Origin of the sequence: uncultured Bacteroides sp., from assembly GCF_905207245.1 — a bacterium.
Lineage (GTDB): Bacteria > Bacteroidota > Bacteroidia > Bacteroidales > Bacteroidaceae > Bacteroides.
The window spans coordinates 18,920-39,700 of the sequence record NZ_CAJLKP010000040.1 but is presented as its reverse complement, the minus strand read 5'-3'; the positions used below and the strand labels follow the sequence as shown (position 1 = coordinate 39,700).

The 20,781-nt window shown below is 43.2% G+C and carries 14 protein-coding genes; 12 read left to right on the top strand and 2 right to left on the bottom strand.

Annotated features, from left to right (window positions below):
* The first annotated feature begins 14 nt into the window (after positions 1-14).
* From QZ135_RS13215 to QZ135_RS13180, 8 genes are all read left to right on the top strand, one after another.
* A complete protein-coding gene (locus QZ135_RS13215) occupies positions 15-1,649 on the top strand; it encodes a RagB/SusD family nutrient uptake outer membrane protein (RefSeq protein ID WP_294609923.1) in 1,635 nt (544 codons plus the stop codon).
* Positions 1,650-1,806: 157 nt separating this feature from the next.
* Positions 1,807-4,740, top strand: coding sequence for a GH92 family glycosyl hydrolase (locus QZ135_RS13210; protein WP_294609920.1), 2,934 nt, complete (start codon positions 1,807-1,809; stop codon positions 4,738-4,740).
* A 19-nt stretch (positions 4,741-4,759) separates the two neighbouring features.
* Complete coding sequence (locus QZ135_RS13205) at positions 4,760-5,623, top strand: endonuclease/exonuclease/phosphatase family protein (protein ID WP_294609917.1); 864 nt, start codon at positions 4,760-4,762, stop codon at positions 5,621-5,623.
* 46 nt (positions 5,624-5,669) lie between these two features.
* Positions 5,670-6,812: an alkaline phosphatase gene (locus QZ135_RS13200; protein WP_294609914.1), complete on the top strand. Its 1,143-nt coding sequence runs from the start codon at positions 5,670-5,672 to the stop codon at positions 6,810-6,812.
* A gap of 18 nt (positions 6,813-6,830) precedes the next feature.
* Positions 6,831-8,435: a trehalase family glycosidase gene (locus QZ135_RS13195; protein ID WP_294609911.1), complete on the top strand. Its 1,605-nt coding sequence runs from the start codon at positions 6,831-6,833 to the stop codon at positions 8,433-8,435.
* Positions 8,436-8,450: 15 nt separating this feature from the next.
* Positions 8,451-9,902 carry a glycoside hydrolase family 125 protein gene (locus QZ135_RS13190; protein ID WP_294609907.1) on the top strand — a complete coding sequence of 484 codons (1,452 nt, stop codon included), beginning with the start codon at positions 8,451-8,453 and terminating at the stop codon, positions 9,900-9,902.
* Positions 9,899-12,220 carry a glycoside hydrolase family 20 protein gene (locus QZ135_RS13185; RefSeq protein ID WP_294609904.1) on the top strand — a complete coding sequence of 774 codons (2,322 nt, stop codon included), beginning with the start codon at positions 9,899-9,901 and terminating at the stop codon, positions 12,218-12,220. Before QZ135_RS13190 ends, QZ135_RS13185 begins: the two co-directional genes overlap by 4 nt.
* 18 nt (positions 12,221-12,238) lie before the next feature.
* Complete coding sequence (locus tag QZ135_RS13180) at positions 12,239-13,684, top strand: PA14 domain-containing protein (RefSeq protein WP_294609901.1); 1,446 nt, start codon at positions 12,239-12,241, stop codon at positions 13,682-13,684.
* Positions 13,685-13,703: 19 nt separating this feature from the next.
* Here QZ135_RS13180 and QZ135_RS13175 read toward each other — a convergent pair whose 3' ends face one another.
* The gene (locus QZ135_RS13175) at positions 13,704-14,894 is read right to left on the bottom strand and encodes a DNA-binding transcriptional regulator (protein WP_294609899.1); all 1,191 of its coding nucleotides are present in this window, start codon (positions 14,892-14,894) and stop codon (positions 13,704-13,706) included.
* Between the two features lie 1,046 nt (positions 14,895-15,940).
* Complete coding sequence (locus tag QZ135_RS13170) at positions 15,941-16,375, bottom strand: thioesterase family protein (protein WP_294609896.1); 435 nt, start codon at positions 16,373-16,375, stop codon at positions 15,941-15,943.
* Positions 16,376-16,455: 80 nt separating this feature from the next.
* On the opposite strand from QZ135_RS13170, the gene QZ135_RS13165 reads away from it, so the two are divergent.
* The 4 genes from QZ135_RS13165 to QZ135_RS13150 all read left to right on the top strand — a co-directional run bounded on the left by QZ135_RS13165 (position 16,456) and on the right by QZ135_RS13150 (position 20,663).
* A complete protein-coding gene (locus QZ135_RS13165) occupies positions 16,456-17,019 on the top strand; it encodes an L-threonylcarbamoyladenylate synthase (protein ID WP_294609893.1) in 564 nt (187 codons plus the stop codon).
* A 65-nt stretch (positions 17,020-17,084) separates the two neighbouring features.
* Positions 17,085-18,875, top strand: a complete 1,791-nt coding sequence (locus QZ135_RS13160) for a chloride channel protein (RefSeq protein WP_294609890.1) — start codon at positions 17,085-17,087, stop codon at positions 18,873-18,875.
* A gap of 29 nt (positions 18,876-18,904) precedes the next feature.
* On the top strand, positions 18,905-19,876 hold the full coding sequence (fmt, locus tag QZ135_RS13155) for a methionyl-tRNA formyltransferase (RefSeq protein WP_294609888.1): 972 nt from the start codon (positions 18,905-18,907) through the stop codon (positions 19,874-19,876).
* A 193-nt stretch (positions 19,877-20,069) separates the two neighbouring features.
* Positions 20,070-20,663: a sigma-70 family RNA polymerase sigma factor gene (locus tag QZ135_RS13150; protein ID WP_294609885.1), complete on the top strand. Its 594-nt coding sequence runs from the start codon at positions 20,070-20,072 to the stop codon at positions 20,661-20,663.
* Positions 20,664-20,781 lie beyond the last annotated feature (118 nt).

Below are 20,781 nucleotides of genomic sequence, written 5' to 3'. Positions count from 1 at the left end.
TAAAATTGAGGATTATGAAAAAATATATACCAATATTAGCTTTATCAGCATTGGTCTTCTGCTCTTGCGGAGATTTTTTAGATGTGCAGCCTGAAGGTAAGCCTACCACTACAACTTATTTTGTGAATGATGGACAGGCGATTGATGCCATTGACGGACTTTATGCGCCCATTCATCAGGAAAAAGGTTTTGGACGTGAGTTGTTCTGGGAACAAGGTGCTGCTTGTGATATTGTATGGGCAAAAACACGCGGTTTCAACAGTTTGGCTACTTTGGATTATACCGGTGATGAAAGTCCCATACTCGGAGGATATGATTTGTTTTACCAGAATATGGCTCGCTCTAATTGGATTATCAAGCAGTTGCTTGCCAAAGAGAAAGTGACTACACTTACTGCGGTAGAACACCGGAGCTTAGGTGAAGCCTACTTTATGCGTGGTATGGCTCATTTCTGGATTGCCTATCGTTATGGTACAAAAGAGCTGGGAGTTCCTTTTGTGCGTTATGAAGATTTTGAAGGAGACTATGATAACTCTATTCCTCCGCAGCAGGCATCTGTAATAGATAACTATAAGTATATTATAGAAGATATGGATAAAGCCATCTCATATTTGCCAAAGTTTGAAGAATATACGGATGAAGACAAAGGACGTCCGCACAAAGCGGCTGCCGTGGCCTATAAAGCTAAAGTATATGCTTACTGGGCTATGTGGGACGAAACGCAATGGAACAATGTGATTTCTATGGTCAATTCCCTGGAAAGTGATTATGGACGTGATTTGGCTCCTACTTTTGACGAAGTGTTCTCTTCTGATTTTAAGGATTTCTGGAATAAAGAATATATCTGGTCTATTCCCGGTAATGGTGGTTCTACAGGTGGTGGTGTCGAGTTCATAGGTGTTATTCTGGAAGATAAAGGCTGGGGTGTATATAATGGCTGGGGACAAATTAAGCCATCTTATGATATTTATGAAGAAATGAGAAAAGATGGTGCAGGTAACGATCGTCTGGTACGCTCTATCTTGGAATATAATCAGGAATTCCAGTTCTTTGGTGAAAAACGTAAGTTCTATTCTGATACGAATCTGGATGTAGGTTTCCAGATTAACAAGTATATGGACCCGTTTAAGCATAAGGATGCTGACACTCAGGGATATGTAAATACAAACGGCAACTGGCCGACAGGTCGTGTGAACTTCCCGTTGATTCGTTTTGCAGAAATGTTGTTATTCCGTGCTGAAGCCTATCTGATGACCAATCAGGCTGACAAAGCAAAAGAAGATTTGAACCGTATCCGCAGACGTTCTAATTTGGAAGAACTGACAGGTACAGTAACCATGGCGGATTTGTATCACGAACGTCGTTGTGAATTGGCTTTTGAATATACCGATCACTTGTTTGACCTGAAACGTTGGCATCGTTCCTCAAATACTGAGATAAAAAATCTGGCAGCTCAGGAATTGAATGCACATCCACGCATCCGTAAGTATACCGACCGTTCTAATCCGGAATCGGAATTTACGATTGAACCTTATGCTGATTATTTGAAAAAGGGTACGTATGCGGATTATATGCTGGTATTCCCTTATCCGTCGGAACAGATTACCAAATCGAATGGTAAGTTGAAGCAAAATGCCGGTTATAATTAATCTTCGTTCTGAAGAATAAATTTATAGAATAGACCTCATTGCCATTGGTCTAATCTGCAAGGGTTGGTATTTTCCCGTATCGATCCTTGCAGAATTTTCTTCTTTTTGCTTTCCGGAGCAAAGATTATTAACAGAATCATATTTTTAATGTAGCCCGATGAAATTAAGAAATTTGACATACGCAGTTATTGCCCTCCTTGCTTGCTGGTCTTGTAGTTCCGGTGAGCAATCCCCCGTTGATTATGTAAATCCCTTTATAGGTACCGGCTTTCACGGTCATACCTATCCGGGAGCAACTGTTCCTTTTGGTGCAGTGCAACTGAGTCCTGATACCCGTTCCGGAAATTGGGATGCTTGTTCAGGGTATCACTATGACGATACAACCCTGAATGGTTTTTCGCATACACATCTGAGTGGAACCGGATGTATTGATTTGGGGGATGTTTTGTTCCGTCCAACAATTCAAGAGGCAGATTTGGCTGCAGAGAAGTGTATCTACCAGCCTGCTGTTTTTTCTCATAAAGACGAGAAGGCATCGGTGGGATATTATTCGGTGGTTTTAAAAGAAGAAGGCATAAAAGTAGAACTGACTGCAACCACACATGTCGGTATGCATTGCTATACATATCCTTCTGGTAAAGAGGCGTCTGTCATCATCGATTTGGCTCACTTGCTTGACAATGAATATATTTACGAAGCTTCCTTGGAGCAGACGTCTGCCAATGAAATTGCAGGTATGCGAAGAACCAGGGGATGGACGGACAATCAATATGTCTATTTTGTAGCCCAATTCTCTAAATCTTTCAAGTCTGTTGATTTTGTAAAGGATAAGAAGATAATGCCTGCCGGAACAAGATTGTTTGGCACCGACTTGCAGGCTGTTCTTGCTTTCGATAGTAGTGATGGGGAACCTGTTGTAGCCAAAGTGGGATTATCACTGGTAAGTGAGGAAAATGCACGCATGAATCTGGAATCTGAAGTGAAAGACTTCAATTTTGATGCAGTGCATGCTGCTGCCCGGCTTGCTTGGGAACAAGTGCTATCTGCCATCACGATTGAAGGAGGAGATGCTGATGATTTGGCAGATTTTTATACAGCCATGTATCATGCTATGGTGGTGCCCAATGTTGTGAGCGATGTCAATGGTGAGTATCGCCGCCATGACATGCAGATAAAGCAGTTGCCTAAAGGCGAAAAGCAGTATTCCACTTTCTCCCTTTGGGATACTTTCCGTGCATGGAATCCTTTGATGACGCTGATTGACACTACATTGGTAAACAATATGGTTAACTCCTACCTGAATATTTATGATGCTTCGGGCGAACTTCCTATCTGGCCGCTTTCAGCCAGCGAGACAGGGACTATGATTGGATATCATTCGGTTTCTGTCATAGCTGATGCCTATTTGAAAGGAATCAGAGGGTTCGATGCGGAAAAAGCATTGGATGCTATGGTTGTTTCATCCGAAAAGAATAAAAAAGGAGCAGACTATTATATTCAGTATGGCTTTATTCCTTCGAATATCAAAAAAGAATCTATCTCCTGCTTATTAGAGTTTGCTTACGATGATTGGTGCATTGCACGTATGGCTCAGGCGATGGGAAAAGAAGAGGTATATCAAAAATACATCGAACGCTCCCAGAACTATATCAATGTATTTGATGGCTCTACAAGGTTCTTCCGAGGTAAGCGGATGGATGGCAACTGGGAAACTCCCTTCAATCCTTCCGAGGTAGGACGTGCCTATACGGAAGCCTCTGCCTGGCAGTACCGCTTCTTTGTGCCTCACGATGTGAACGGAATGGCGCAACTGTTTGGCGGAAAAAAAGAATTTACTGTTGCGCTCGACTCTATCTTTACGGTAGAATCGAAAGTGGATGGTGATCTCGTTGATATTACCGGCCTGATAGGACAATATGTACATGGTAACGAGCCGAGCCACCACATCGCTTATCTGTATGATTATGTGGGACAACCTTGGAAAACACAGGAAATGACGCGCCGCTTGCTTCATGAAATGTATCACCCTACTCCGGAGGGTATTATTGGCAACGAAGATTGTGGGCAGATGTCTGCATGGTATATATTATCAAGTCTGGGAATCTATTCTGTATGTCCCGGAAGCAATGAATTTGCATTGACCAGTCCTTTGTTTGAGAAAGCAGTCGTGAAGTTAGCCAATGGGAAGACACTGACCATTCTTGCCAACAATCCGAAGAAGAATGTATATATAAGCAAAGTTGAACTGAACGGAGAACCGATAGATACTAATTATATCACTTACTCTCAACTAATGGGAGGCGGTGAATTACGCTTTACCTTATCTGATAAACCGGACAAGATAAGAGGGATTTCCGAGGAAGCTTCTCCTTACTCTTATACTAAGGAGAATGTGGTTTCCATTCCTTACGTTGACAAAGATCTGAACTTGTTTATGGGTACGGTAACCATTGCTCTGGCTACAGCGACGAATGATGCAGAAATCAGATATACGCTGGATGGAAGTGAACCTACAGAATTGTCTCCGCTTTATGAAAAACCCTTCGAACTGGATAAGACCACGCAGATAAAGGCAAAAGGATTCAAAGGAGGCTTCCAACCGAGTAGCACCTTATCCATTTGGGCCACTAAAGCTGAATTGAAAGCATCGCTTCCGGTGAATCCTGTTCAAAATGGTACATCCTATAAATATTTTGAGGGCACTTACCAGAAAGTGGCGGATATGGAAAAAACTCCATTAGTGGAATCAGGCATCATGCCGGAACCTTCCATAAAAGGAGCCCGGCAAGAAGACCATTTCGGTTATATATTCTCTGGTCTGATAAACGTTCCTGAAGATGGGGTTTATACCTTCCAGACGCGCTCGGACGATGGCAGTGTTTTATATATCGACCATGAATTGGTAGTGAACAATGATGGTTCTCATGCTGCTATTCCTGCTACGGGATTTATTGCCTTGAAGAAAGGATTTCATCCCTATATGCTTTATTATTTTGAGGACTATGAAGGTGAACATCTGAGTTGGGCCTGGAAGCTTCCTTCTGCAAAGGAGTTGGCACCTGTACCGGCTTCTGTATTGTTTGTGAAATAATCATTAATACATAAATATCATGAAAAGAATATTTTTGTTGTTTTTACCATTCCTTGCTGCATCATGCGGGCAAGTGAAACAAGAGGTTTCCGCTCCGGAACCTATCAATGTAATGTCTTTCAATATCCGTTATGATAATCCGGAAGATAGTCTGGATAACTGGAAATTCAGGAAAGACCGTGCTGCAAATGCTATTCGCTTTTATAATGTAGATATATTGGGAACACAGGAAGTGCTGCACAATCAGTTGGAGGACTTGAAACAACGTTTGCCGGAGTATGATGTGATTGGAGTGGGTCGTGAAGACGGAAAAGAGAAAGGTGAATATAGTGCCCTTTGGTATAAGAAAGACCGTTTTACGCTGATAGATTCCGGATATTTCTGGCTGAGCGAAACACCTGAGGTAGCCGGTTCCAAAGGATGGGACGGAGCTTGTGAACGTATAGCTTCGTGGGCAAAACTGAAAGATAAGGTTTCCGGTAAGGAAGTCTTTGCATTGAATACCCACCTGGATCATGTGGGTATTGTGGCTCGTCGCGAAGGGATAAGCCTTATGCTGAATAAAGTGAATCAGTTGAGTGACGGACTGCCGGTGATTGTTACCGGAGATTTCAACTCGGAACCGGAATCGGATGTAATCAAGCATGTAACTGATCCTACTGATCCGGAACATTTGACGGATGCGCGTACGGCATCTCCCATTGTTTATGGCCCTTCGTGGAGCTACCATGATTTCGGAAAGATTCCCTATGATCATCGTCCGTTGATTGACTATGTATTTGTGCGCAATGGACTTAAGGTTCTTAGATATGGTGTTCTGGCGGAAACTGAAAATGCTGCTTTCCTGTCGGACCATGCACCTGTTCTTGTGACGGTGGAGTGAGAGGGCTTTATAAATGGAAATAGTTGATAACAGTAAATTAATAGCAATGAAGAAGATTTTGAGAAACTGCGTATTCGTAGTTTTGGCAATTGCATTATTGCCTGGCAGTGTATTGGCGCAAAGTCGCCGGGACAAGGAACAAACGTATGTATTGGAAAATCCGTATGCAGTAACAAAAATAACCCCGCCTCAAGGGAAAAAGATAAAGAATGTCATACTGATGATTGGCGATGGCATGAGCCTTATGCATGTATATTCGGCATGGACAGCCAACCGTGGTAAGTTATTTCTGGATAATTGCCAAACTGTAGGTTTATCCAAGACTTACTGTGCCAATAAACTGATTACCGATTCCGGTGCAGGTGGCACAGCTTTGGCTACCGGACACAAGACAAATTATCATGCTGTAGGCGTAGATACGGAAGGCCGTCCGTTGAAGTCGTTAGTAGATTTCGCTGCTGCCAAAGGTAAATCGACCGGAATAGCAGTGACCTGCCGCCTTTGGGATGCCACTCCTGCTGATTTCTGCTGCCACAATAGCGACCGGGATGCCGAAGCTGAGATTGTAACAGATTATGTGAATTGTAGTGCAGACTATGTATTCGGTGGTGGTGCCAAACTCTTTGAAGACCGCGAAGACGGACGTGATCTCTTTAAAGAATTACGTGATAAAGGTTTCCAGACTCCCCGTAGCTGGGATGACTTGGCAGCCATAAAGAGCGGCAAAGTATTCGCTGTGCCCTATCCGGTAGATACTCCGCTTCCTGCCGAACGCGGTGATCTCCTTACCCGCGCTTCATTGAAAGGCATCGAGTTGCTGAACCAGAACAAGAATGGCTTCTTTATGATGATTGAAGGTTCACAGTTGGATGATTACGGACACTTCAACGATCTTGATCTGCTGATGCAGGAAACACATGACTTTGACCGTACCATCGGCGCTATTTATAAATGGGCTGCCGAGGATGGGGAGACATTGGTAGTGGTTACCGCCGACCATGAAACCGGTGGGCTTACACTGGTGGACGGCGACTTGCAGGAAGGTAAAATCGTATGTAAATTCTCTACGGGAGGACACAGTGGAGTGATGGTACCGGTATATGCATTCGGCCCCGGGGCAGAAGAGTTTACCGGTATTTATGAGAATACTGCTGTCTGCGATAAGATAAAGAAATTGCTCGGTCTATAAACTAAACAACTATTTCCCATGCTGAAACATATTTTATTTGTATGCCTGCTCGCCTTTCCGGCACTTACTTCGCTGAAAGCCCAGAGCTGTGGTAATGATGAGAAATATCATTTGCCTTATAAAAATACGTATGTAAAAGAGCCCTTGGTCACCGAGAATGAGTATCGTGTGGCTAAACCCGAAACGATTGAACCGAAGAGCTTTGAAGAAGCCCGGCAGATTCTTCCCAATCCCATTTGGGGCGGGCATGAAAAGGAACTTGAAATGTATTGGCGGGCATGGGAAATAGCTATCGGTAATATCCGTGCACCGCAACCGGGTTCCGGCTTTGTTTCAAGCTATCTGGATACAGCCTATAACGGTAATATCTTTATGTGGGATTCTTCGTTCATCCTTATGTTTGCCCGCTATGGTACACGCTTTTTTCCTTTTCAGCGTACATTGGATAATTTCTATGCCAAACAGCACCCCGACGGTTTCATTTGCCGTGAAATAAAGGTTGACGGGGCTGATTGCTTCGAGCGTTATGATCCCGTTAGTACGGGACCCAACCTGATTCCCTGGTGCGAAATGGTATATTATCACCAGTTCGGAGATACAGAACGCTTGCATAAGATATTCCCGGTGCTTTGCGGCTATTACAAATGGCTGAAACTGAACCGTACGTGGCGGAATGGCACATACTGGTCGAGCGGCTGGGGAACGGGTATGGATAACATGCCCCGTGTGCCGTCAGGCTACAATCCCATTTACAGTCACGGACACATGATTTGGTTGGATACCAATCTTCAACAACTGTTTACCGCCAATCTGCTGCTTGAGATGGGATTCTATCTGGAGCGTTGGCAGGAAATAGAAGAGTTTGAAGACGAAGCCAAGATGTTGGGAAAATATATCCACGACAATCTTTGGGATGAAAAAACGGGTTTCCTGTACGACCAGTATGCTGACGGGACACTTTGCACAACGAAAGGAATAGGTGCTTACTGGGCTTTGTATTCCGATGTTCTGGATACCAAACAACTTGACCGCCTGGTGAAGGAACTGGATAATCCGGAGACATTCAAACGAAAATACCGGGTGCCTTCCTTGTCTGCCGACAACCCCAAATATAAGGAAAACGGACGCTATTGGCAAGGTGGAATATGGCCGGGCACCAATTACATGGTGATGCAGGGACTTATCGAGAAGGGCTATCGCAAACTGGCACGGGAGATTTCTCTGAACCACTATGCCGAGGTGCTGGAAGTATATAAGAAAACCGGTACTTTCTGGGAATATTATGCTCCTGAAAGTGCGGACCCCGGATTTATGGCAAGAAAAGAGTTCGTGGGCTGGGCCGGTCTTCCGCCTATTGCCGAACTGATAGAGTTTATCATAGGTATCCGAGGAGATTATACTGGACAGCAGATTGTCTGGGATATGAATCTGACAGAGGTTAACGGAATAGAGCGTTATCCTTTCGGACCGGAGGGAGTAATCAGTCTGAAAGCTGAGGCACGCCGTTCTGCAAGTGACGAACCCCGTATCACTGTAGATACTAACGTAGGCTTTGAACTGCTTGTGCTCTATGGTGAGAAAGAAAAGAAGATTAGTGTCACACCCGGTAAACATACCTATTAATAAAAAACGTTTATCATGAAAAACAAGATGTCACGACGTCAATTTCTGAAAGCTGGAGGACTTGCCCTGGCTGCAATGGCAATCCGGCCGTCTTCAGTGTTCCCTTCATCCGGAGAGTTGGGGCAGAAGTATACTTCATTGCGTCCTTCTGAGGATAAGAGGTGCTTTACTTCCAAGGCAGTAGAGGCAGCCATTGCAGAGGGAAAGAAAAAGATAAAAGATGAGAAACTCCGTTGGATGTTTGAGAACTGTTTCCCAAATACGCTCGACACTACTATCCGGCATAAGATGAAGGAAGGCCGTCCGGACACTTTTGTCATTACGGGGGATATCGATGCTATGTGGCTGCGTGACTCTTCTGCACAGGTATGGCCATATTTGCCGCTGACGAAAGAAGATAAGGAACTACAACTTCTGGTAGCAGGACTTATCAACAGGCAGGCGAAGTGTATCTTGATAGATCCTTATGCCAATGCTTTCAATGACGGACCGTTGGGCAGTTATTGGGAGACTGACCACACACAACATATGGTGAAGGAATTGCATGAACGTAAGTGGGAAGTAGATTCTCTGTGCTATCCTATCCGTTTGGCTTATCATTATTGGCTACAGACGGGTGATACTTTAGTGTTCGGTGCAGACTGGCACGAGGCTATGACGTTGGTGGTTCGAACCTTTAGGGAGCAACAACGTAAGGAGAACCTGGGGCCGTATAGTTTTACGCGTGACTGTGATCGTCCGACTGATTCGCAGATTAATAATGGATGGGGAGCACCGGTCAAACCTGTCGGTCTGATAGTCTCGTCTTTCCGTCCTTCGGACGATGCTACTCAATACGGTTTCCTGATACCTTCCAATATGTTTGCAGTTGTGTCATTGCGGCAGTTGGCGGAGATAGAGCATAAAGTGTACAAGAATGAGACCTTTGCCGGAGAATGTACGGCATTGGCAGACGAAGTGGATGCTGCCATTCGTAAATACGGAACATTCAATCATCCTGTTTGCGGGCGAATTTATGCCTTTGAGGTGGATGGCTTCGGCAATGCACTTTGTATGGACGATGCCAATGTGCCCAGTCTTTTGTCTGCTCCTTATCTGGGTTATTGTTCTTCTAAAGATGCCATTTACCAGAATACCCGTAAAATGATATGGAGTGACAATAATCCCTATTTCTTCAAAGGAAAAGCCGGGGAAGGGGTGGGAGGCCCTCATGTCGGGTTAAATTATATTTGGCCGATGAGCATCATCATGAAAGCCTTTACAACAGACAATCCTGAGGAGATACGCGTTTGCCTGAAACAATTGCGTGATACGGACGGAGAAACGGGCTTCATGCATGAGTCCTTTAATGTGGAGAATGCAGCGGACTTTACTCGCTCCTGGTTTGCATGGGCAAATACATTGTTCGGCGAACTTATACTTAAAACAATACGTGAATACCCTAACTTATTATCTCAAACGTTATGAAAATAGCTTATTGGATACTTGCCGCATCGTTTACTCTTCTATCCTGTGGAGAAGGGCATAATGATAGTATGAAAGACTACGGCATTATACCTATGCCTAACGGGATAGTTCCGGAACAGGGAACGTATATTTTGCAGGGTGAAAAGACTGTGGCTGTATCTTCTGAAGAACCTTCTATAAAAGTTTTTCAGTATATGGAGAATGCCTTGAAGAATACTTCGGTTACACTAAAGCGTGTTTCTTTAACTGAACAGGCTGATATTAGTTTCCTGATAAACGATACTTTACCTGATGAGGCTTATACGTTGGAGGTATCTTCTCATAATATAAAAATCAGTTCTAATGCAAGTGCAGCCGGACTGTTCTATGGCGTTCAGTCTTTATTGCAGCTCATGCCCGCAGAAATCTATGATACTCAGCGAAAGTATGAAAACAACATAGAAATTCCTGCAGTCAACATTACGGATGCCCCTCGTTTTCCCTATCGTGGAGCTATGATGGATGTGGGGCGTAATTTCCTGCCCAAGGAAGAAGTCTTGAAGTTCCTCGACCTGATGGCTATGTATAAACTGAATAAATTTCATTTCCACCTGACGGATGATCAAGGTTGGAGAATAGAGATAAAAAAATATTCGAAACTTATTGAAATAGGTTCTCATCGTAAACAAACCCAAGTAGGACATTGCGATTACTATTATCCGCGGCGTTTCGATGGAAAAGAGAAAGAGGGATATTATACGCAGGATGAAATCAGGGAGATTGTGAAATATGCCTCCGACCGTTTTATCACCGTAATCCCCGAAATTGAGATGCCGGGACATGCTTCGGCTGCATTGGCTTCTTATCCGGAACTTTCCTGTGGATTAGGGAAGACTTATGTTGTGCGCGATTACTTTGATGTTTTTGATGAAGTCTATTGTCCCAAAGAAGGTACGTTCAACTTTTTGGAAGATGTGTTGACGGAGGTTATTGACCTTTTCCCCAGTCACTATATTCACATCGGTGGAGATGAATGTCCGAAGAAAGCATGGAAAAAATGCGGCCATTGCCAGGCTTTGATGAAGCGGGAAGGCTTGAAGGATGAGGAAGCGTTACAGAGCTGGTTCATACATCGGATAGAGCAATTTGTGAACAGTAAGGGGCGCGATATTATTGGCTGGGATGAAATATTGGAAGGAGGACTTGCTCCTAATGCCACGGTGATGTCATGGCGTGGAGAAGAAGGAGGTATCGAAGCTGCCCGCCAGAAGCACAAGGTTATTATGACGCCCGGTGACGAATGCTACATTGACCATTATCAGGAAAGTCCGGAATTTGCTCCGTTGGCTATCGGCGGTTTCTTACCGTTAGACAGTGTTTATGTTTACAATCCGCTTCCCACCGAACTGACACCTGAAGAGCAGGCTTACATCATAGGAACTCAAGCCAATGTCTGGGGAGAATATATTCAAACTCCTGAATACTTTGAGTATATGGCTTTCCCTCGCTTGTTGGCGATGTCCGAGGTGCAATGGACTCAACCGGAGAATAAGAATTTCAGCTCATTTGCTCAGCGATTGGATGGAGAATTCAAGCGGTTGGATTATTGTGGAGTAAATGCTTGCCGTAACTTCTATGAGGTAAATCTGACGGGAGCATGGAATGATTCTCGTCATACTTATGAAGTAACTCTGAAAACTTTCTGTCCTGATACTGAGATTTATTATGCAATTAACGATTCTGTGGTGTCTTCTTCTTCTAATTTATATAAAGCGCCTGTGAGTTTATCCGAAGATGCTACTGTTTATGCGGCTGTTTACAGGGATGGAAAACCGTTGGGCAGAATTATGCATAAGGAGTTTGCAGTGAACAAGGCTACTGGAAATCCATATGAATGTGTACCGCTTCCGGTTGCGGAGAAAGTGAATGAAGGCATTGGGCTGACGGATGGTATCCGTGGTTATACCCGTGATTTGCGCCGTTGGGTGATTTTCCGTGGAGATACGGTGCGGATTACCGTTGATCTTGGGAAGGCGATGCCTGTAAATAGGGTGGCTTTTGCTTTTCTGTGGCGGCCGTTTGATACACTTTGGCCTGCAAGAAAACTATCAGTTTCTGTTTCTACAGATAGTAAGACATTTACTTCTGTGGGTAGCACAGAGTATTCTTATGATTTCACACCTACTGAAGCCACTCGTTTCCCTGTGTCGTATTCCTTCCCGGAGATTACTGCAAGGTATATCTGCCTGGAACTATTGAACGGAGGCTTATGTCCCGAAGGTTACTATCATGCAGGACAACAGAGCCGCCTGGCTATTGATGAAATAGAGTTTTATTGACCTTAAAACATATGTATTATGAAGAAGAAACTTATTCTTTTATTTTTGTGGGTATGTATACTTCCTGCTTTGCTGTCGGCTCAAAGTCGGTTCGCTTTCAGAGACGGAAAGTTTGTAATAGCCCAGTTTACGGACTTGCACTGGACACCCGAATCTCCGAAGTGCGCTGAAACAGCCGCTACTATTCGTGCTGTCCTGAAATCCGAATGTCCAGATCTTGCTGTATTGAGCGGAGATGTGGTGACTGCTGACCCTGCCATTGACGGCTGGAAAGCGGTGGTCGGCATCTTTAATGAAACTAAAACTCCTTTTGTTGTGACTATGGGCAATCACGATGCAGAATACATGACACGTGGTGATATTTACGATTTCCTTTTAAAATCTCCCTATTATGTAGGGGCAAAAGGTCCGAAGGATGTTGGATATGGCAATTGTGTCATTCCTGTTTATGCCTCAAAAGAGAAAGATAAAGTAGCAGCATCACTCTATTGTATGGATTCTAATGACTATCAGCCAAATAAACTTTATGGTGCTTATGATTGGATTCACTTCAATCAGATTGAATGGTATCGCAAGCAGAGTGCATCTTTAGCAGCCGGTAATGGTGGCACCCCTGTGCCTGCATTAGCTTTCTTCCATATTCCGCTGATTGAATATAACGAACTTACCGGAGATGGAAAAACCTTTGGCAATGACAAAGAGGGCGGAGTTGCTTCATCAAATATCAATTCCGGTATGTTTGCTTCATTTATTGATATGAAGGATGTAATGGGAGTATTTGTAGGGCACGATCATGATAATGATTTTATTGGAATAGCTAAAGGGATAGCTCTTGGCTATGGACGAGTGACCGGTACAGATGCGTATGGAGTATTGACCAGAGGTGCCCGTATCATTGAGCTATATGAAGGTAAATATAAGTTTGATACATGGATATCTACTCCTTCAGGACGGGAAGCTGCCTATTATTATCCTTCGGGACTAAATTCGGAAGAAGAGCAGACCATGACTTATCAACCGGCCAAGAATGTGTCTCCTGATAAGCATGGTGTGGCGTATATCTATTATGAAGGAAAATGTAAGCGTGTTGCTGACATCGCATCTTGTGGTAAGGTGAAGGAGGGAACCATGAAGAACTTCTCAATTGGAGAAGCTGCTGTTACAGATCACTTTGCTTATGATTTCCGTACATTGGTAAATATCCCCGAGAAGGGCGTCTATCGCTTTTATACCTTCTCTGATGATGGTTCTGTGCTTTACATAGACGGTAAACTGGTGGTTAATAATGACGGCGGGCACAGTGGACGCCGTGCTGAAGGGAAAATAGCTCTTGAGAAAGGCTTCCATGAGCTACATTTGTTATATTTTGAAGATTATATGGGGCAGGAATTGGAAGTGGGATATTCCGGACGGAATATTCTGGAAACGACCTTACCTGACGATATGTTGTTTATTCCTGATTAATAGGTATTACATATATATATTATTTCGTTATCTTTTTGTAATTGCAGTCAGTCATCTTCTGATGTTCTTTTCTGTATTCATTGGGTGAGACTTTTTTTAGTGCTTTGAACTGGCGGGACAGGTTTTTTAAATTGTTTATTCCAACCTGTTCCGCTACTTCTACGATAGGGGCGTCACTAGCCAACAGTAACTGGGCAAAACGCTCCATTCTAAGGTTGAAGATATATTTGTGAATAGATTGTTGGGTGACCTGCTTAAAACGAATTTCCAGCAAACGGCGTGACAAAGGAACTTGTTTAACAATATCTGAAACAGTGATGTTTGAAGCCAGATTCTGATGGATATATTTCAGGGCGGTATGTATGTACGCGTCGGCGGTGGAGTAGAAATCAGTTGAAAGGCGGTTTACTATGTTGACGGGTTGAAGGACTACGTCATAGTAACTGGCCTCTTCGTCGTTCAGCAAATGTTCTATGAGTTCGGCCGCTTCAAAACCACCTCTCACGATGTTGTGGCTGATGCTGGATAGAGGAGGATCAGAAAGGTTGCATATAATTTCATCATTATCAACACCCAATATGGCTATTTTATCAGGCACTTTGATATTGTTGACTTTACAGATTTCGGTAATGCGGTTCCCTTGATTGTCATCACAAGCCATGAGTGCTGTGGGCTGAGGTAGCGACTTCAGCCAGGTGAGCAAGGGGGAAGCTTCATAAAACCATAAATCATCAAGGGATTGCTCCTGATAAGAAGAAAAATTGCTACCGAAACCTTGCGCAGCTATACACTCGTAAAAGCCGTCACAGCGTTCCTGTGACCAGACGGTATTACGATAGCCGTAGAAAGCAAAGTTCTGGAAACCTTTGCTCAGAAAGAACTCTGCTGCCATTCTGCCGGTTTTATGATAATCGCCGGTAATATTGGGAATGTTGGTAAACCTCGATTTATAGTCTTGCGCCACTGCTATAATTCCGTTCTTGCGGAAAAGCTCTACATTATCTTCATTGTCGAATTGCCCGATAATTGCATCTGCTTGCCAGGCTTTTGCCCATCTCAATACTCCCTCTATGCCATAGGTATGTTTGTAGGAAGGTGGCATCCGGCATACAACCCATGGCTCATGGCTCTTTGAGTAGGCGAGAACTCCTTTAAGCAAATTATATGCAAAGGATTCAGTAAAATCTGTCAGCAATATCAGGCGAATCATATAAAATAGTAAAAATGAAAGTAATTTATTTTGTATTCAAGAAAATGTGGCTGAATGCGGATAAATCTTATCTACGTAAATTTACTGCTCGTATCAGAAATATCCGTTTTTATGCAGTTGGGTCCAATCAATGGGACTGTGCTCCATAAATAATTTTTTTTAGTCATGTTTCCTTTTAATTAATAAATTTCTGTCTGGCAAATATAATTTATTAATTTCTATTTCCCTAATGGAAACAGTATAATAATAACGAAACAGCATCTCTTTTTTTTGATTCGTCTGGAGGGTACGTAGGTAAATAAATAGTTAGGGAACAAATAAAGTTATGTAAAGAAGTGAAGTAAATGACAAAATGTTAATCCTGGCATCTCACGTTTCTTTCTTTCGTGTAGAGGGAGGACATGGTATGGAAAAACGCAAGGATTCTCCGTTTGAGAAATGCTATTTGATGCAGAATGGGGACAAAACGGAAACTTAGGAAGAAAAAAATGTTTTGTTTGATTCTTATTTGAACATATATCAGAAGAATTTCTTTAAAAATGATTATTTAGCTATGTGGCTTGTTTGCTTCGAAATAGAAGAATAAGCACCTGTTTATCGGGAGGACTACACCCTTTTTAGGTGATGGTATCACCCTTTTGTAACTAAGGTGTAGCTTTATGGTACAAAAGGTGTAGCCTTAGTAAATGGAAGATTGCTTGTTTGGGCAAAAAAGACCGTTTGTTTTGCTCAAACAGACCATGTAATTGCATCGAATAGACCATCTGTTGTATGCAAACAGATGGTCTGATGCTGAAGACTAAAGGTTTCAATCTTCCGAAAGTGGCTTTTAATTTGAAGTCTTGGTTACTGATAGTTGATGAAAACCGACATTCTGCAACTAAAATGTACTATTTGCCTGTTATTGTGATATAATGAATGGACGATTTTATCATCCGCTTTATTTCGATAAGCACATATCACTCCTATTGTAAATCTGAGAAATGGAGAGACTCAGAATAATAGGAGGGAATGTACTAAGAAGCTTGTGTGATGAGAATTTGTTTTTATTTCTTCTTTCTCAAATCTCTTCCTTCATATTGACAGATTGCATTAATCCATTCCTCCTCCAGTGGCTTGGATTCATGCTTTTCAAGATTGAAAGCAACCATGATGGAGGTGCAGACGCACTTGATTTCCTGAGTTTTCGTATCAATCACTCGCTGGGCGAGGTGAAAACTCTTTGTCCCGATTTCCGTAACGGCAGTCTGTACGGCGATGTGGTCCGAACCGTAAATTTGTGCAAGGAAGTTAGCTTCGATGTGCACAACGACAATGCCATCTCTTTCCCAGTCAACGTCCGGACACACAGAAGCAAAGTACTCGGTTTTTCCCAAATCATAGAAAGAGAAGTAGACCGTATTGTTCACATGACCGAACTTATCGACATCATTAAATCGTAGTTGTATGGGCAGGGTGTGGTTAAATTGAATTTCTTCCATTGTTTTCTCTTAAACTTTTCTATTAATCCGTGCAAAAATAGTACTTTTGCGTGTTAATCACTGTATTTATACACCAAGAAATGATAGAAGATATTAAAAAAGCCTGTCAGGTGATGAATGAAGGCGGAGTCATTTTGTATCCCACCGACACCATTTGGGGCATTGGTTGTGACGCCACCAACGAAGAAGCTGTGCGGCGCGTGTATGAGATTAAGCAGCGCTCGGACAGTAAAGCGATGCTGGTATTGGTCGATTCTGCCGTGAAGGTGGACTTCTATGTGCAGGATGTGCCGGAAGTGGCTTGGGATTTGATTGAAGTGGCAGACAAACCACTGACTATCATCTATTCCGGTGCACGCAATTTGGCTCCTAACTTGCTTGCCGAAGATGGTAGCGTGGGTATCAGGGTGACGAATGAGGAATTCTCAAAACGTCTTTGTCAACAATTCCGCAAGGCGATTGTTTCTACATCTGCTAATGTCAGCGGACAACCTTCGCCAGCAAATTTCAGTGAAATTACAGAAGAACTTAAGTCTTTGGTAGACTATGTGGTGGGGTATCGCCAGGATGAAATAGGACATCCGAAACCATCCAGCATTATCAAACTGGATAAGGGGGGCGTTATTAAAATCATACGCGAATAAATGATGCTGCTTTAGTCAGCTACCTTTATCCGGTTTGCAGGGGTGAAGGTCTATAAATAGGTATAATGGAAAAAGAGAAGAGAAGTTTGTTTCAGCGTTTCCTTTTATGGCGCGAGAAGAATATTAAGGAAAAGCAGTTTATTTTGATACTCAGCTTTCTGGTAGGTATTTTTACGGCTATCACTGCCCTGATACTGAAGATGCTGATACATTGGATACAGAATTTCCTGACGAATAATTTTAATACAACAGAAGCCAACTACCTCTATTTGGTTTATCCCGTAGTAGGTATTTTCCTGGCAGGATTGTTTGTGCGATATGTGGTGAAGGATGACATTAGTCATGGAGTAACCAAAATCCTCTATGCAATTTCCCGGAGGCAGGGACGAATCAAGCGGCATAACACATGGTCGTCTGTGATTGCCAGTTCCATAACCATCGGTTTCGGTGGTTCGGTAGGGGCGGAGGCACCTATTGTGCTGACGGGATCGGCTATCGGTTCCAATCTGGGAAGTGTCTTCAAGATGGAGCACCGCACGCTGATGCTTCTGGTGGGTTGTGGTGCTGCCGGTGCTATTGCCGGTATCTTTAAGGCTCCTATTGCGGGATTGGTATTTACATTGGAAGTACTGATGATAGACCTGACCATGACTTCTTTACTCCCATTGCTGATTTCTGCAGTGACTGCCGCCACTGTTTCTTACATCACTACAGGTACGGAAGCAATGTTTAAGTTTCATCTCGACCAGGCATTTGAGATGGAGCGCATTCCCTATGTGATTATGTTGGGAATCTTCTGCGGACTGGTTTCGCTCTACTTTACCCGTGCGATGAATTCTGTGGAAGGCGTATTTGGTAAACTGAAAGGTCCGTATCAGAAATTGGCTTTGGGCGGCATAATGCTGAGTATATTGATTTTCCTTTTCCCACCGCTTTATGGTGAAGGTTACGATACTATTGAATTGTTGCTGAATGGTACTTCTAATGCTGATTGGGATACGGTGATGAACAATTCATTCTTTTATGGGCATGGCAACTTGCTATTGCTCTATCTGATGCTGATTATCCTGTTTAAGGTATTTGCATCCAGTGCCACGAATGGCGGTGGTGGTTGCGGTGGTATTTTTGCACCCTCTTTGTATCTGGGCTGTATAGCAGGTTTTGTCTTCGCCTTTTTCAGTAATAAGTTTGATTTTTCTTATTATTTGCCTGAAAAGAATTTTGCTTTGATGGGTATGGCGGGTGTGATGAGTGGTGTCATGCATGCCCCGTTGACGGGAGTCTTTCTGATAGCCGAGCTTACGGGAGGGTATGACCTCTTCCTTCCGCTAATGATTGTGGCCGCCAGTTCTTATCTGACAATAATAGTTTTCGAACCTCATAGTATCTATTCCATGCGTTTGGCAAAGAAAGGTGAGTTGCTGACACATCATAAAGACAAAGCTGTGTTGACGCTAATGAAAGTGGAAAATGTGGTGGAGAAAGATTTTGTTGTTGTTCATCCTGAAATGGACTTGGGTGAATTGGTAAAGGCTATTTCTGCTTCCCGTCGTAATATATTCCCTGTGACGGATAAAACCGGAATATTGATTGGCATTGTAATTCTGGATGATATCCGGAACATTATGTTCCGCCAGGAATTGTATCACCGCTTCACGGTGGGCAAATTGATGATAGCTATTCCGGCTCGTCTGTATGATACGGATAGCATGGAACAAGTGATGCGTACATTTGATGATACGCAGGCATGGAATCTTCCTGTGGTAGATGAAGAAGGGCATTATCTGGGATTTGTTTCCAAATCAAAGATATTCAATTCCTACCGTCAGGTATTGGTACATTTCTCTGAAGATTAGCATATTAACATATTAGCACATGACTTGTTATGATGAAGAAAGAAGATTTGCGAATAGTTTATATGGGCACTCCCGATTTTGCAGTGGAGTCTCTGCGTTGTTTGGTAGAAGGTGGATATAATGTAGTAGGTGTCATCACTATGCCCGATAAACCGGCGGGTAGGGGACATAAACTTCAATACTCGCCTGTAAAACAATATGCTCTGGAACAGAATCTTCCCTTGTTGCAACCGGAAAAGCTGAAAGATGAGGCTTTCATCCAGGCCTTGCGTGAATGGAAAGCTGACTTGCAGATTGTGGTTGCTTTCCGTATGTTGCCTGAGGTTGTATGGAATATGCCACGTCTGGGGACATTCAATCTTCATGCTTCCCTTTTGCCCCAATACCGGGGCGCCGCGCCTATCAACTGGGCGGTTATTAATGGTGATACGGAAACGGGTATTACGACTTTTTTCCTGCGTCATGAGATTGATACGGGCGAAGTCATCCAGCAAGTTCGCGTTCCCATTGCCGTTACGGACAATGTGGGCATAGTGCATGATAAACTAATGATGCTCGGTGGAAAGCTGGTGACTGAAACTGTTGATGCCATCTTGAACGATGCTGTGAAGCCTATTCCACAGGAAGAAATGGCTGTTGTCGGTGAACTGCGTCCTGCACCGAAGATTTTTAAAGATACTTGCCGCATAGACTGGAACCAGCCGGTGAAGCGTATTTATGACTTTATCCGTGGTCTGTCTCCTTATCCTGCTGCCTGGTCGGAACTATTGCAGCCTGACGGTGGAGCGGTAGTCATGAAGATTTTTGAAACGGAAAAGCTTATCAAATCTCACCAGTTAGCTCCCGGCACTTTGCTGACAGATGGCAAGACTTATATTCGGATAGCTGCGGCAGATGGATTTATCGAAGTCCATGCCTTGCAACTTCCAGGTAAGAAGCGACTGAAAACAGATGAACTTTTACGTGGTTTCCGACTGACAGAAGAGTTCAGAGTGAGATAGTTACGAGCTACGGGCTACAAGCTACAAGTGCTATGCAGAGTGGTAGCGCAGCAACTTGTAGCTTGTAGCCCGTAACTTATAGCTTATATTTTTGTTCCTTTCCCGAAAATTTCCTTTCTTTGCATATTATTAACTTCTAAAACATAGAATGCCTATCGGAATACATTACGCTGAAAACTAAAAAACACACGTAATGAAAGTACAAGCAAATGCTGCTGATGAAATGTTAGTGGCTCTTTATTCGCAAGGTAATAACGAGGCATTCGATATCCTGTTGAACCGTTACAAAGACCGTCTTTATACGTATATCTATTACACTGTACGCAATGAAGAACTGGCAGAAGACATATTTCAGGAGACTTTTACGAAGGCTATCATCACCATTCAGCAGGGGCGTTACAATGAAAACGGTAAATTTCCGGCCTGGCTGACGCGCATTGCCCATAATCTCATTATTGACTGTTTCCGTCAGGAAAAGCAGGAAAATCTGGTATCCTGTGATGAAGAAGAACGGAATTTATTGAATAATATCCGCCTTTCTGAAGGAACAGTTGAAACTGAAATTGTGAATCATCAAATCCTCGCAGATGTACGCCGCCTGATGAAACACCTGCCGGAAGAGCAACGTGAGGTGGTACATATGCGCTTTTATCAGGACCTCAGTTTCAAGGAGATAGCAGAGATGACGGGAGTCAGCATCAATACTTCTTTGGGGCGGATGCGCTATGCTATATTAAACTTACGCCGGATGGCGGAGAAGCATGGAATAGTGCTGACTACGGACTAAGAATACATCCTTTAACAAGCTTTTTCCTTTTCATGATGCAGTATTTACGGAACGCACTGCATTTAACCTAATGTACGTACAACCTTAATTATGTGAATTATTAATTTATTTATCAAAC

Coding starts and splice junctions, on each gene's coding strand:
- QZ135_RS13215 (WP_294609923.1), top strand. CDS start 15: ATGAAAAAATATATACCAATATTAGCTTTATCAGCATTGGTCTTCTGC.
- QZ135_RS13210 (WP_294609920.1), top strand. CDS start 1,807: ATGAAATTAAGAAATTTGACATACGCAGTTATTGCCCTCCTTGCTTGC.
- QZ135_RS13205 (WP_294609917.1), top strand. CDS start 4,760: ATGAAAAGAATATTTTTGTTGTTTTTACCATTCCTTGCTGCATCATGC.
- QZ135_RS13200 (WP_294609914.1), top strand. CDS start 5,670: ATGAAGAAGATTTTGAGAAACTGCGTATTCGTAGTTTTGGCAATTGCA.
- QZ135_RS13195 (WP_294609911.1), top strand. CDS start 6,831: ATGCTGAAACATATTTTATTTGTATGCCTGCTCGCCTTTCCGGCACTT.
- QZ135_RS13190 (WP_294609907.1), top strand. CDS start 8,451: ATGAAAAACAAGATGTCACGACGTCAATTTCTGAAAGCTGGAGGACTT.
- QZ135_RS13185 (WP_294609904.1), top strand. CDS start 9,899: ATGAAAATAGCTTATTGGATACTTGCCGCATCGTTTACTCTTCTATCC.
- QZ135_RS13180 (WP_294609901.1), top strand. CDS start 12,239: ATGAAGAAGAAACTTATTCTTTTATTTTTGTGGGTATGTATACTTCCT.
- QZ135_RS13175 (WP_294609899.1), bottom strand. CDS start 14,894: ATGATTCGCCTGATATTGCTGACAGATTTTACTGAATCCTTTGCATAT.
- QZ135_RS13170 (WP_294609896.1), bottom strand. CDS start 16,375: ATGGAAGAAATTCAATTTAACCACACCCTGCCCATACAACTACGATTT.
- QZ135_RS13165 (WP_294609893.1), top strand. CDS start 16,456: ATGATAGAAGATATTAAAAAAGCCTGTCAGGTGATGAATGAAGGCGGA.
- QZ135_RS13160 (WP_294609890.1), top strand. CDS start 17,085: ATGGAAAAAGAGAAGAGAAGTTTGTTTCAGCGTTTCCTTTTATGGCGC.
- fmt (WP_294609888.1), top strand. CDS start 18,905: ATGATGAAGAAAGAAGATTTGCGAATAGTTTATATGGGCACTCCCGAT.
- QZ135_RS13150 (WP_294609885.1), top strand. CDS start 20,070: ATGAAAGTACAAGCAAATGCTGCTGATGAAATGTTAGTGGCTCTTTAT.